The organism is Aquirufa sp. OSTEICH-129A (genome assembly GCF_054558355.1).
This window is the reverse complement of sequence record NZ_JBPXKC010000002.1, coordinates 423,657-436,508: the sequence shown is the minus strand read 5'-3', so window position 1 is coordinate 436,508 and position 12,852 is coordinate 423,657. Positions and strand designations below refer to the sequence as shown.

At 39.8% G+C, this 12,852-nt stretch carries 13 protein-coding genes; 9 read left to right on the top strand and 4 right to left on the bottom strand.

Annotation, left to right across the window (positions count from 1 at the left end):
- Positions 1–21 precede the first annotated feature (21 nt).
- On the top strand, positions 22–666 hold the full coding sequence (locus tag SKC36_RS05780; RefSeq protein ID WP_459454144.1) for a sterol desaturase family protein: 645 nt from the start codon (positions 22–24) through the stop codon (positions 664–666).
- Here SKC36_RS05780 and folK read toward each other — a convergent pair.
- Positions 661–1,149 (bottom strand): 2-amino-4-hydroxy-6-hydroxymethyldihydropteridine diphosphokinase, encoded by a 489-nt coding sequence (gene folK / locus SKC36_RS05775; protein ID WP_459465162.1) that lies wholly within the window; start codon positions 1,147–1,149, stop codon positions 661–663. The two genes, SKC36_RS05780 and folK, sit on opposite strands and share 6 nt — an antisense overlap.
- 40 nt (positions 1,150–1,189) lie before the next feature.
- On the opposite strand from folK, the gene SKC36_RS05770 reads away from it, so the two are divergent.
- Positions 1,190–1,759, top strand: coding sequence for a YqgE/AlgH family protein (locus SKC36_RS05770; protein ID WP_459454146.1), 570 nt, complete (start codon positions 1,190–1,192; stop codon positions 1,757–1,759).
- Between the two features lie 13 nt (positions 1,760–1,772).
- Here the strand turns inward: SKC36_RS05770 and recG are convergent, their stop codons facing one another.
- A complete protein-coding gene (gene recG / locus SKC36_RS05765; protein ID WP_459454354.1) occupies positions 1,773–3,866 on the bottom strand; it encodes an ATP-dependent DNA helicase RecG in 2,094 nt (697 codons plus the stop codon).
- Between the two features lie 156 nt (positions 3,867–4,022).
- Here recG and SKC36_RS05760 point away from each other — a divergent pair, with 156 nt between their 5' ends.
- The 5 genes from SKC36_RS05760 to SKC36_RS05740 are packed head-to-tail and all read left to right on the top strand — an operon-like array spanning position 4,023 to position 7,464.
- On the top strand, positions 4,023–4,670 hold the full coding sequence (locus SKC36_RS05760) for a gliding motility-associated C-terminal domain-containing protein (RefSeq protein ID WP_459454147.1): 648 nt from the start codon (positions 4,023–4,025) through the stop codon (positions 4,668–4,670).
- A 3-nt stretch (positions 4,671–4,673) separates the two neighbouring features.
- Positions 4,674–5,186, top strand: a complete 513-nt coding sequence (locus SKC36_RS05755) for an NADH-quinone oxidoreductase subunit B (RefSeq protein WP_130924535.1) — start codon at positions 4,674–4,676, stop codon at positions 5,184–5,186.
- 10 nt (positions 5,187–5,196) lie between these two features.
- The gene (locus SKC36_RS05750) at positions 5,197–5,688 is read left to right on the top strand and encodes an NADH-quinone oxidoreductase subunit C (protein ID WP_459454148.1); all 492 of its coding nucleotides are present in this window, start codon (positions 5,197–5,199) and stop codon (positions 5,686–5,688) included.
- A 4-nt stretch (positions 5,689–5,692) separates the two neighbouring features.
- Positions 5,693–6,568, top strand: coding sequence for a glycosyltransferase family protein (locus SKC36_RS05745; RefSeq protein WP_459465160.1), 876 nt, complete (start codon positions 5,693–5,695; stop codon positions 6,566–6,568).
- A 2-nt stretch (positions 6,569–6,570) separates the two neighbouring features.
- On the top strand, positions 6,571–7,464 hold the full coding sequence (locus SKC36_RS05740; RefSeq protein ID WP_459465158.1) for a glycosyltransferase family 2 protein: 894 nt from the start codon (positions 6,571–6,573) through the stop codon (positions 7,462–7,464).
- Here the strand turns inward: SKC36_RS05740 and SKC36_RS05735 are convergent.
- A complete protein-coding gene (locus SKC36_RS05735; RefSeq protein WP_459465156.1) occupies positions 7,458–8,375 on the bottom strand; it encodes a glycosyltransferase in 918 nt (305 codons plus the stop codon). The two genes, SKC36_RS05740 and SKC36_RS05735, sit on opposite strands and share 7 nt — an antisense overlap.
- Positions 8,376–8,471: 96 nt before the next feature.
- On the opposite strand from SKC36_RS05735, the gene SKC36_RS05730 reads away from it, so the two are divergent.
- Both SKC36_RS05730 and SKC36_RS05725 read left to right on the top strand, forming a co-directional pair.
- On the top strand, positions 8,472–10,301 hold the full coding sequence (locus SKC36_RS05730; RefSeq protein WP_459454152.1) for an ABC transporter ATP-binding protein: 1,830 nt from the start codon (positions 8,472–8,474) through the stop codon (positions 10,299–10,301).
- Positions 10,302–10,413: 112 nt separating this feature from the next.
- Positions 10,414–11,616, top strand: a complete 1,203-nt coding sequence (locus tag SKC36_RS05725; protein ID WP_459454153.1) for a pyridoxal phosphate-dependent aminotransferase — start codon at positions 10,414–10,416, stop codon at positions 11,614–11,616.
- An 82-nt stretch (positions 11,617–11,698) separates the two neighbouring features.
- On the opposite strand, the gene nhaA is transcribed toward SKC36_RS05725, so the two are convergent.
- Positions 11,699–12,835: a Na+/H+ antiporter NhaA gene (nhaA, locus tag SKC36_RS05720; RefSeq protein WP_459465154.1), complete on the bottom strand. Its 1,137-nt coding sequence runs from the start codon at positions 12,833–12,835 to the stop codon at positions 11,699–11,701.
- Between the last annotated feature and the right edge of the window lie 17 nt (positions 12,836–12,852).

Genomic DNA, 12,852 nt, shown 5'->3' with positions numbered 1-12,852 from the left:
TTTTTTCTAAAAATTCGAAATATGGAAAAACAAAATCTACGTCCGAAGCACTCGGGTTCTAAGCAATTGTTTGAAAATCCAATATTGGAGAGATTGTCCAGAACTCACATTGCTATTCCTGTAACATTATTTTTTCTGACGGGTATGGTCCTTTTGTACATAGCATTTACCTATGCTATCTTGGACAATCTAATCATTCTGACTTTGTTTTCAATAGGATTCTTTGGATTTACCTTCATTGAATATTGGGTTCACCGTAGTATTTACCACATTGAGCCTAGCACAGAAGCTAGAGCCAAATTCCAATACATTGCTCACGGGGTTCACCATGAATATCCTAAAGATAAATCTCGCTTAGCCATGCCTCCGGTGATTGCGGTGCTAGTAGTAGCCTTACTTTTTACGATTTCTTATTTTGCTTTGCATCATTATGCTTTTGCCTTTTTCCCAGGTTTTATCTGGGGATATGCCTCTTATTTATTAGTACATTATTGCGTGCATGCCTATCCACCTCCAAAGAATTATTTTAAGATGCTTTGGGTCAATCATGCCGTTCATCATTACAAGGATGGAAATGCTGTTTTTGGTGTTTCTTCTCCTATTTGGGACTATGTTTTTGGCACCATGGATACCATGGATAAGTCTAAGGTTCAAGAAAATTTATAGATTTAATTTCCTTACTTCTGACACATCGGGGCATTCCTGCACTAGGTTTTGAATGCTTTTCTTTAGGATGGGATGAGTCCAGTCAGGGGCGATTTCAACCAAGGGAATAAGTACAAAATTTCTTTGAGCTAAGAACGGATGAGGGACTTGCAAATTACTTTCTTGTATCACTTGTTGACCATAAAATAAGATATCCAGATCCAGTATCCTCGCTTCCCACTGTTGCTTTCTAATTCGACCAAAATCGGATTCAATACTTAATATTTCTAAGAGTAAGGCTTGAGGTTCAAGGTCAGTACGTAATTCCAACACTTGGTTTAGAAAATCAGCTTGCTGGGTATTTCCCCAGGCTTTGGTTTGATATATGGAAGAAAATTGAAGAATGGGCCCTATTTTTTTTTCAAGAATTGGATAGACATTTTTAAAAATTTCGAGGGTATTTCCTAGATTGCCTCCTAAAGAGAGGTAAATGTTGGTGGCCATGGTCAATTTCATTTCTAACAAACTTACAAATTTCTTTTTTATGCCTAAGAAAAATGCTCCATTGAAATTAAAACCAGGTATGTTATTGGTTTCGGAACCATTTTTGGAGGATCCCTCTTTTCATCGTTCTGTCGTGTTATTATGTGAACACTCGTCCTCTCATTCATTTGGATTGGTGTTAAATCAACGACAAGAAATAGTATTGGATTCTTACATGGATGAAAAGGTGATGGAAGATGTGCCGCTTTATTCTGGTGGACCCGTTGACCCTACAATCATGCAATTTATTCATCGCAGGCCTGATTTAATTCCGGACGGCATAGAGATAGGAGAAGGGATATTTTGGTCAGGGGATTTTGAAAAAGCCATTGAATTGGTTGTTGGAGGAGAAATTGCTTTTGATGAAATTAAATTTTTTATCGGTTACTCCGGTTGGGGGGCAGGTCAATTAGAACGCGAAGTGAAATCAAATGCCTGGATGCTTCATCCGGCCAATGCGGAATATGTATTTGATGAACCCTCCATGAATTTATGGAGGAAAGTATTATTTGATAAAGGAGGGGATTATCGTGTGTTATCTACCTATCCAGATGATCCGAATTTAAATTAAAGAGAAATTGGGGCTAACTTATTTTAGCCCAGTTGGTCGTGTCTCTACGTTGATGTGCGACCTGTTCTCGAATCATTTGATGTTTTGGATGGTTTAATTGAGGGTCTTCATCCAATATTTTTTGGGCAGTCTCTCTGGCAACTTTTAAAATTTCGCCATCCTTGGCCAAGTCTGCAATCATGAGATCAATGGCGCCGCTTTGACGCGTTCCCCCCAAATCTCCTGGTCCTCTTAATTGTAAGTCCACCTCCGCAATTTCAAAACCATTATTGGTTCTGACCATGGTTTCAATGCGTTTTTTGGTATCCGCACTTAATTTGTAATCCGTCATTAAAATACAATAACTCTGCTCTGCACCCCGACCTACCCGGCCTCTCAGCTGGTGTAATTGGGCCAAGCCAAATCTCTCAGCACTCTCAATAATCATGATACTGGCATTGGGGACATTCACTCCCACTTCAATCACCGTTGTAGCTACCATGATTTTAGTTTCATTTTTAACAAAGCGGGCCATTTCAAAATCTTTATCGGCCGATTTCATTTTGCCATGTAAAATTCCCAAAGGTACGTCCGGGAAAGCTCTGGAAATACTTTCAAATCCATCCATCAAATCTTTAAAATCCATCTTTTCGGACTCTTCAATCAAGGGATAAACAATGTATACCTGCCTGCCTTTGTTTAACTCATTTTGAATAAAACCAAAGACTTGAAGGCGGTGACTGTCATAGCGATGTATGGTCTGTATGGCTTTTCTACCTGCGGGCATTTCATCAATGATGGATATATCTAAGTCGCCATACAAGGTCATGGCAAGAGTGCGAGGAATAGGCGTGGCAGTCATGACCATCACATGTGGATGGGTCTGTTTGTTTTTATCCCAAAGTTTAGCCCTTTGAGCTACCCCAAAACGGTGTTGCTCATCAATGATGCATAAACCCAAATTGTGAAATTGTACGACATCCTCAAAAATGGCATGGGTACCTACCAAAATCTGTAGTTTGCCCGAGGCTAAATCTTCATGCAAGAGCACTCTATCTTTCTTTTTGGTGGAGCCTGTTAGTTTAGCAATTTGAATACCCAATAAATCAGCAAATTTCTTTAAACCCTGAAAATGCTGATCCGCTAAAATTTCTGTGGGTGCCATCAGGCAGGCTTGGGTACCATTATCTATGGCCAAAAGCATAGCAATAAAGGCCACAATGGTTTTACCTGAGCCTACATCCCCTTGAAGAAGTCGGTTCATTTGTTGGCCTGATTTCATATCCTGAAAAATCTCCCGAATCACCTTTTTCTGGGCATTGGTCAATTCAAAGGGCATGTGATTTTGATAGAAATTGGTTAACAAGGCGGCTGAAGAGAAGACTTGTCCGGGGAAAGCCGTCTTTCTGATTAAATTTTGTTTGATTAATCGAAGTTGGTTGTAGAAAAGTTCCTCAAATTTTAGGCGTCTTTTAGCTTGATGTAACCAATTTTCAGATTGGGGAAGATGAATATGATAAAGTGCCTCTTGCTTGGAAATAAGTTTAAATTGTTGGATGATTTCCGAAGGAAGCGTCTCCCGAATGTAGGGGAATGCTACTTGCAAGACATTTTTTTGCAATTGGGCAATCACCTTACTATCGATGTATTTTTTTCTTAATTTTTCAGTGAGGGAATAAACCGGATGAAAGAAGGTGTCATTATTGGCTTTCCCATTATACACCTCCATTTCAGGATGTGTTATTTGAATTTGCCCATTAAAACTGGTAGGCTTGCCATAAAATAAATAATCAATCCCGGGCGTTAAGGTTTTTTCAAGCCATTTGATGCCTTGAAACCAGACGAGTTCTATGCAGCCTGATTCATCGCAGCATTGAGCAACGAGTCGCTGCTTGGGTCCCTGACCTATTTTTTCTTTGTAACGGATGCGCCCAACGAATTGTGCATGCTCCAATTGTTCGGTAATTTGATCAATGGGATAGATGGCGGTTCGGTCTTCGTAACGAAAGGGGAAATATTGAATTAGGTCGCCATAGGTAAAAAGACCTAGTTCAGTTTGAAGCAAGCTAAGCCTTGCTGGTGTAATACCACGCAATAAGGCTAAATCTGTTTCAAAAAAATGGGTCATGGGCATTCCATAAAAATTTTGTGAATTTAGGTATATTTACAAAACCTTAGGGAGAATTTTTTAAGCTTTATGTTTTTAACAAACACTTTATTAATTTCTAGATTAAAATACCATTCTTTAACGCGGGTAAAGTCTCTATTGTTTTTCATATTTTTAATGGGGTCCTACTACGCTTCTTGGGCACAATGTCCAGTTTGGGTAGCCACAGAAAAAAAAGTAGTGGTATTCTCTCCCAATCGTTTGAAAGGAGAACCTTATCCAGATCCAGTTCCAATTCCTGTGAATGGGGCGCAAAATGCGGATATTAAATGGACTTGGACATTAGCAGGCACAAACCGAGGTCAGGAAATTGGTATAACGGATTCTACCAAATTAAATACCACCTTTGACATCCAGAAAATCATTCAAAGTCATCAAGATTTAGAGGGGACTAGTTTTACCTTGACCTATTTTATAACGGGAGTAGGGAAGGATGCCAGTACTGGTCTAGCTTGTCAAAGTTTCGCTACCATTGATGTGGTTATTTTAGTGAAAATTCACCCCTACAATGCCATCACGCCGAATTCAGATGATACAAACGATGAATGGTTTATCGATTATTTATACAATTACCCAGATGCCCAAATTGTGATTTTTGATCGATGGGGGCAGCCTGTTTTTGAAAGTACAGGGTACGAATATGAGGAAAAACCGTTTAAAGGGAAATTTAATGGCAAGGATTTGCCCTCAGGAACCTATATGTACCGCATTACGCCGAGTGAAGAATATGGGACCATTTATGGTAATTTGACCATTGTAAGATAAAATATGAAGAGCTTATTAGACCAGCAGTTTCAGTCAGAGGGATTTGTCATTAGCCAAGTCGAAGATTTACTTAATTGGGCTAGGGCTAGTTCCTTGTGGCCTATGAGCTTTGGCTTAGCATGTTGTGCGATTGAAATGATGCAGGCTTTTGCTTCAGGATATGATTTAGATCGATTTGGTGTTTTTCCTCGACCTTCCCCACGTCAATCAGATGTGATGATCGTGGCTGGTACCGTAACTTTCAAAATGGCGGATCGTATCCGCCGTTTGTATGAGCAAATGCCTGAACCTAGGTATGTGATTTCCATGGGTTCTTGTTCCAATTGTGGAGGGCCATATTGGGATCATGGATACCATGTAGTGAAAGGAGTAGACCGGATTATTCCCGTGGATGTTTATGTACCGGGTTGCCCTCCAAGACCAGAAGCTTTGTTGGGAGGAATCATTAAATTACAGGAGAAAATACAAAAGGAAAGTTTGGTGGTTCCCGCTCGTATTTTGGAAGCTATCGCATAAAAATAGATATATGAATTCGGTGCTGCATATTAAAGATTTGGTGGAAAAAAGTGTGGGCAAAAGTGTACACTGGGACGAGGCGAATCATCGAATCACCTTAGAAGCAGCCGATTTAGTAGCTGTTTGCGACTTATTATGGCGGAGTCCAGAGGCTTATTTTGATTCTCTTTCCTGTTTAACGGCCATTGATCATGGTCCAGAAAAGGGTACGATGGAATTGATTTATACCTTGTATTCCATTCCCAATCACTTGACATTTCATATACAAATTATTCTTCCCCGGTTCCTAGAAGATGGTAGCTTGCCTGAAGTGCCTACGGTTTCGCATATTTGGAAAACGGCAGATTGGCATGAAAGAGAAGCCTATGATTTGGTGGGTGTGAAATTTAAGGGCCATCCTGATTTACGAAGAATCTTGCTGCCTGAGGATTGGAAAGGCCATCCTTTGAGAAAAGATTATGAAGAACCTGATACCTATCACGGTATTCAAGTAAAATATTGATCGAATGAAGATAGCAGGCTTTACTTTCATTCGGAATGCCATAAAGAATGATTATGCCATCGTGGAAGCCATTACTTCCATTCTTCCCATTTGTGATGAGGTGGTGGTGGCCATAGGTAAATCAGAAGATGATACTTTGGCCTTGATTCAGGCTATACCCTCTCATAAAATTAAAATCATAGAAACGGTTTGGGATGATACCCAGCGAGAGGGTGGAAGGACTTTTGCTTTGGAAACAGACAAAGCCTATGCCGCTATTTCACCTGACACGGATTGGGCCTTTTATATTCAAGGGGATGAATGTGTGCATGAAACTGATTTGCCTGTCATCAAGCAATCCATGGAACAGTATTTACATGATGCAGCTGTTGAGGGGTTATTGTTTCATTACCGACATTTTTATGGGTCCTATCAGCATGTCGCGGTTTCTCGAAGGTGGTATCGACGTGAAATACGGGTCGTGAAATTTCATCCTGATGTACATTCTTACAAGGATGCTCAAGGCTTTAGAAAAGCAGGTAAAAAGTTACAAGTAAAGTTGATTCCTGCCCATATTTTTCACTATGGCTGGGTTAAGCCTCCGCAAGGTCTAAATAATAAAGTGAGAAACTTTATACAGTTTTATCACGATGATGCTTGGCTCGAAATGAATGTTCCGGCAGATTATCAATTTGATTATGGAAATGCAGAGCGTTTAAGTCTTTTTGAAGGGACCCATCCTCAGGTCATGCAAGCCCGTGTAGCTCAACAAAATTGGCCATTTCATGTGGACAATGAGGCCTTGAGAAAACGCATGAGTTTGAGAAGAAAGATATTGCAGCAGATTGAAGATTGGACTGGAAAACGGATTGGAGAATACAAAAATTATCGAATAATCTGATGATGGAAAAAAAGATATCTTATTTTCCCCAATCGGCTTCATCAGACAAGCCCTTTTTCTCCATTTTGATCCCCACCTGGAACAATTTGGCTTTTCTTCAGCAGTGTATTCAAAGTATTCGAAAACATTCTACAACTAATTATCAATTAGTGGTTCACCTTAATGAAGGAAGTGATGGGTCTTTGGAATGGATTAGAGAGCAGGGCGATATAGCCTATTCTCACAGTGAAGAAAATGTTGGAGTCTGTTATGCCATGAACGCCATGCGGACTTTGGCCAGAGCGGATTATTTTTTATACCTGAACGACGACATGTATGTGTTACCCAATTGGGATGGGATTTTAAAAGAGGAGGTTTTGGCTTGTCCCAATCAATATTTCTTTATTTCTGCCACCATGATAGAGCCTAGGGCACAAAGTAATTGTTCGATTGAACAGAATTTTGGACTTACTCTGGAGACTTTTGAGGAGGATAGACTTTTAAAGGAATGGCAAAATTTGCAGAAAAACGATTGGCAAGGAAGTACTTGGCCGCCGAATGTGGTACACAAAGATTTATGGGATCTAGTAGGTGGTTATAGTGTCGAGTTTTCTCCAGGGATGTATTCTGACCCTGATTTTTCGATGAAATTATGGCAAGCTGGTGTTCGATTATTTAAAGGGGTAAGTCGCAGTAGGGTATATCATTTTGGCTCCATTTCAGTAAAAAGAGTTAAACAAAACAAAGGTTATTACCAGTTTATTCGCACGTGGGGAATGAGTTCAGGAACCTTTTCCACCTATTACTTACAAAGAGGTAAACCATTCACAGGACCATTGAGCAAGCGACGGATACCATTCTGGGTACATCTCAAAAATTGGTATTACCGTATAAGTGTAGCTTTTAAAAATCAATAGATACGGAAAAATAGTTTAAAAGGGTAAAGCCATTTAGCCAAGGCTCCTTTTTTCTTATAGGCCAGCATGAGATCTCGGAACTTCATGACTAGGCTGACTCTCCTAATTCGTGAAATCAGCTGGGATGAACTAAAATCTAGGGCAAGTTGCATTAGTACTTTTTTTTCTATGGCCTTTTCATTGGGACAAAACTCAGCCAATAGTCGCACCCGCTGTTGAATCCGTTTATCTCGCTCTTCACCTGATTGATAAAGTTTAGGGGCTTTTTTTAAATTAGCCCCAATAGCATTTTGATCGTGTTGACGGTATTTAACTAAGGTTTCCGGTAGGTAGGTGATACCTTGAAAACAGGTAGCTAAAAAACCAATGTAATAGTCATGTGATACAAAACGTGGAAAAGGAAAGGCTTGAGCTAAAATAGACCTTTGGAATAACATACTGTGACCAGGTGCCCATGCACCAAAAGTGTACATGAGTGGAGAGCTATAAGGAATCTGATTTTTTAGATCAGACATTTTTTTGGAAAGGCTATTTCCTCGGTCATCTATGAGTTGAGAATCCGAATAGATTAAGGAAAAAGTGCCTATTGCTTGGAATAAGCGACTTATTTTATGTTTATCCCACAGGTCGTCTTGGTCAGATAAGGCTATCCATTCCCCTTGGGCTAGTTGTAGCACTTTCTCAAAACTCCCGACATAACCCAGGTTTTTTTCATTTTGATAAATCTTTATTCGGGTATCTTCTTGAGCCATTTTTTGAAGAATAGCCCAAGTTTGGTCTGTGGAGGCATCATCTAAATATATGAATTCGAGATGAGGATAGTCTTGATCCAAGTGACTTTGAATCTGTTCTTCCACAAATTTCTCACCCTGGTAACAAGCCATGACGATAGAAATCAATGGAAAATTCAAGTTGTTAATCTGAATAGAGGGCATTGAAAGGCTATAAATTCTAAAGTAGTTTATTAAAATTGTAGTAATTTGGCCTAAATTTAAGAAAGATTCTCATTGAAAACCTACCTCCGACTTCTTAGCTATGCCGTTTCCATTCGGAAGTATATATTTCCTTATTTTGGTTTTTCATTATTGGCTAGCTTATTTGGAATCTTAAATTTCACCTTGCTGATTCCCCTTTTGAATGTGCTATTCAATCAGGCTGCAGCCTCTAATATTGAATTATACCGTCAATTACCTGAATTTTCTTTCTCACCCAATTATTTCTCCTTTGCTTTCAATCATTATTTCTATGGGGCCTTGGAGCAATATGGCCGAATAGGCGCTTTGCAATATGCTTGTGGGGCTATTATGATTTCCGTGATTTTGTCGAATATCTTTCGCTATTTTTCACAAAGGGTTTTAAAAACAGTGGAGGCGGACACCATTGCTTCCTTGCGTCAGGCTGTTTTTGAGCAAGCCATACGATTGGACTTGAGTTATTTCAGCGAGCGGAAGAAGGGAAACTTAATGTCAAGATTAACTACAGATGTACAAGAGGTAGAAAACAGCATTGGTCGGGCATTTACTGCCACCTTCAAAGAAATCTTTTCATTGGTGTTGTTTTTTGTCTTTTTGGCCAGTATGTCTGGAAAATTGACCTTGTTTTCACTCATGATTTTACCACTCTCAGGAGGGGTTATAGCCACGATAACCAGGAGATTGCGCCGGGCCGCTGGAGAGGTACAGCAACATTTAAGTGGCTTGATTAGCTTGTTGGATGAGACCTTTGGGGCAATGCGCGTGGTAAAAGCATTTCGGGCAGAGCCCATGATGGATCAGCGTTTTCAACAAGAAAATGGTAAATACCGACATTCATTATTGAAGATGGTGTTCCGACAAGAGCTTACTTCCCCGGTATCGGAGAGTTTGGGGGTATTGGTTGTTACGGGGATATTGCTGTATGGAGGAACACTCGTGATTTCTGGTGATGGGGAGTTAAGTGCTTCTACGTTCATTGCTTTTATTGCGACTTTTTCACAAGTCATGCGACCAGCTAAGGCCATAGCTGATGCATTTAGTGGAATTCAGCGAGGAGTGGCCAGTGCAGACCGTATCATTGAAATATTAGATACCCAACCAAGCATTGTAGCAGAAGAGCCTATTATTCCAAAAAAGGAATTGAAAAATCGAATTGTTTTTGATCAAGTGAATTTTGCCTATCAAAAGGATAAATGGGTATTGGATCAAGTTAGTTTTGAAATACCCAAAGGAAAGACGATTGCCTTGGTGGGACCCTCAGGAGGCGGTAAATCTACTTTGGCAGATTTATTGCCCCGTTTTTACGATCCTAGCTCAGGTCAAATTTTGATTGATGAGGTGCCTATCAAGCAGGTGCCTTTAGAAGATTTACGATCGCTGATGGGTATTGTGACCCAGGAGTCCGTTTTATTTAACGACACTATTTTCAATAACATAGCATTTGGTACGGAAGCAAGTCAGGAAGAAGTTGAGGAAGCCGCCAAAATAGCGAATGCACATGATTTCATTATGGCCCAAGCCGAAGGCTATCAGGCGTATATTGGCGATAGAGGATCTAAATTATCAGGTGGGCAGCGGCAGCGGATATCCATTGCCAGAGCAGTCTTGAAAAATCCACCAATTTTAATCTTGGATGAGGCTACGAGCGCCTTGGATAATGAATCGGAAAAATTGGTTCAAGCGGCTTTGACCAACCTGATGAAAAACAGAACAGTATTGGTGATTGCACACCGTTTAAGCACTATTCAGCATGCAGACCAAATTTTGGTGGTTCAAAAAGGTAAGATTGTGGAAAGAGGAACTCATGATGAATTAATGCGTGATCCTAAGGGCGTTTATGCCAAATTAAGTCATTCCAAATAATCTTACCCTTTGATAAATTCCTTAATCGATTTATCAAGAAATGATTAGTTATTCCATTTAGAAAAGGGTAATTTTGCGTTCGAATTGTAAAAATTAGCATTGATTATCTACTATGTCATCATCATTATTAGCACAACGAATTCAAGCTTTAGAAGAGTCTTCCACCTTGGGAATGACTAAAAAAGCACGTGAATTAGCCGCCCAAGGTCATAAAGTTATAAGTTTATCGGTTGGAGAGCCTGATTTTAAAACTCCAGCGCATATCTGTGAAGCAGCCAAGAAAGCCATTGATGATGGTTTCCACGGATATTCACCGGTAGCAGGTTATCCTGATTTGCGTATGGCCATTGCCAACAAACTTAAGCGTGATAATGGTTTAGAATGGGCTTCTGAAAACATCGTTGTTTCTACCGGAGCTAAGCATTCATTAGCTAATGCTATTGCTGCATTAATTGATCCAGGTGATGAGGTAATCATATTCTCTCCATACTGGGTTTCCTATTCAGAAATGGTGAAATTAGCCGAGGGAACATCTGTCATTGTTCAGGGTTCTTTTGAGAATAATTTCAAAGTGACAGCAGAGCAGTTTGAGGCAGCTATTACTCCTAAGACTAAAATGGTGATGTTCGCATCTCCAAACAACCCTACAGGGTCAGTTTATACAGAATCTGAGTTACGTGACATCGCCAATGTCGTTGCTCGTCATGAGCGTATTTTTGTATTGGCAGATGAAATATATGAGTACATCAACTTCACCCAAGGTGGACATTTCTCTATTGGTTCTATTCCTGAAATTAAAGACCGTGTCATCACGGTAAATGGTGTAGCCAAAGGTCATGCCATGACGGGTTGGAGAATAGGATTTATTGCAGCAGCTAAATGGATTGCTGATGGTGTAGAAAAATTACAAGGTCAAGTAACCTCAGGAACGAATTCTATCGCACAAAAAGCAGCAGTAGCTGCATTCAATGGCACTTTAGATCATGCTTATGAAATGAAAGCAGCCTATGACCGTCGCCGTAAATTAGTGGTTGGAAAATTACGTGAGATAGAAGGATTTAAGGTAAATATGCCAGATGGTGCATTTTATGCATTCCCAGACATTTCTTCTTTCTACGGAAAATCTGATGGTAAAACAACCATCAACGATTCTGATGATTTCTGTAACTGGTTATTGCAAGAAGCTTTCGTGGCTACAGTAGCTGGATCAGGTTTTGGAGCGCCTAATTGTATGCGTATTTCTACGGCTGCAGCTGATGAGCAATTGGAAGAAGCTTGTGAGCGCATCAAAAATGCCGTTGCTAAATTGAAATAAACAAATTTCAAGATATAGATAAAAGGTTAGCTCAACGGCTAACCTTTTTTTATGCCTTTTCTTGCAGGGTCACCTTGCTAGACTATTTCTGCTTTAACGTTTTACTTAACATGCTGAATCCTATGATGGCAGATACCAAGGAGGCCAATAAAATGCTAAACTTGGATACATCCACAATGGATTCTTGATGGAAGGATAAGTTGGTGATGAATATGGACATGGTAAATCCAATTCCTCCCAAAAATCCTACACCCACGATGGATCCCCATGTTAAATCTTTGGGTATTTTGCTCAATCCAAGGCTGGAAGCAAGAAAACAAAAAAGGAATATTCCTATTGGCTTGCCTAAACTTAGGCCTGTAAAAATACCTAAACTATAAGATTCTAAGAGTTTACTAGTTGTATCTGTGTTTAGGATAATGGCGGTATTGGCTAAAGCAAAGATGGGTAATATGCCAAAGCTGACGGGCTTATGTAAAAAGTGCTGAATTTTAGTAGAAATGGAATGCTGGTCGCCCTTGTCAAAGGGTATAGCAAAGGCTAATAATACTCCCGTGATGGTTGGATGTACACCGGATTGCCCCATGAAATACCACATGGCTAATCCTCCGATTAAATATAAAGGTATGGAACGTACTTTGGCAAAGTTTAATCCTCCCAATAGGGCAAAGGTGCCCAATGATAGACATAAATTAGTCCAATCTAAGCCACTAGAGTAAAATGTACCAATGATAACAATGGCTCCTAAATCATCAATTACCGCCAAAGCCGTCAAAAATATTTTTAAAGACAGAGGTACTTTACTACCTAAAAGTGATAAAACTCCCAAGGCAAAAGCAATATCCGTGGACATAGGAATGGCACTTCCAGAAATGGTGGGGGTGCCATAATTGAAAAGAGTATAAATGAGGACAGGTACTATCATACCACCTAAGGCTCCTATGATGGGGAAAGAAGCTTCCTTGATTTTTGAGAGCTCCCCAATGTAAATTTCTCTTTCTAATTCTAGACCTACTAATAAGAAAAAGATGGTCATCAATCCATCATTGATCCAATGCTCAAGAGCGTGGCCTAAAATTTCAGTTTTCCATAAATGGTGGTAGGCATCTCCCCAGGCAGAATTGCTAATGTACAGAGAAAATAGGGTACAAAAAATCAATATGATACCACTCGACTTTTCGCTTTCAAAGAATTCTTTAAATAATTTACTAGCCTTCATAGAATGGTTTGAGGTTA

Bases quoted from the DNA above. Each gene is read 5' to 3' on its own strand.
- SKC36_RS05780 (WP_459454144.1), top strand. From the start codon at position 22: ATGGAAAAACAAAATCTACGTCCGAAGCACTCGGGTTCTAAGCAATTG.
- folK (WP_459465162.1), bottom strand. From the start codon at position 1,149: ATGGCCACCAACATTTACCTCTCTTTAGGAGGCAATCTAGGAAATACC.
- SKC36_RS05770 (WP_459454146.1), top strand. From the start codon at position 1,190: ATGCCTAAGAAAAATGCTCCATTGAAATTAAAACCAGGTATGTTATTG.
- recG (WP_459454354.1), bottom strand. From the start codon at position 3,866: ATGACCCATTTTTTTGAAACAGATTTAGCCTTATTGCGTGGTATTACA.
- SKC36_RS05760 (WP_459454147.1), top strand. From the start codon at position 4,023: ATGGGGTCCTACTACGCTTCTTGGGCACAATGTCCAGTTTGGGTAGCC.
- SKC36_RS05755 (WP_130924535.1), top strand. From the start codon at position 4,674: ATGAAGAGCTTATTAGACCAGCAGTTTCAGTCAGAGGGATTTGTCATT.
- SKC36_RS05750 (WP_459454148.1), top strand. From the start codon at position 5,197: ATGAATTCGGTGCTGCATATTAAAGATTTGGTGGAAAAAAGTGTGGGC.
- SKC36_RS05745 (WP_459465160.1), top strand. From the start codon at position 5,693: ATGAAGATAGCAGGCTTTACTTTCATTCGGAATGCCATAAAGAATGAT.
- SKC36_RS05740 (WP_459465158.1), top strand. From the start codon at position 6,571: ATGGAAAAAAAGATATCTTATTTTCCCCAATCGGCTTCATCAGACAAG.
- SKC36_RS05725 (WP_459454153.1), top strand. From the start codon at position 10,414: ATGTCATCATCATTATTAGCACAACGAATTCAAGCTTTAGAAGAGTCT.
- nhaA (WP_459465154.1), bottom strand. From the start codon at position 12,835: ATGAAGGCTAGTAAATTATTTAAAGAATTCTTTGAAAGCGAAAAGTCG.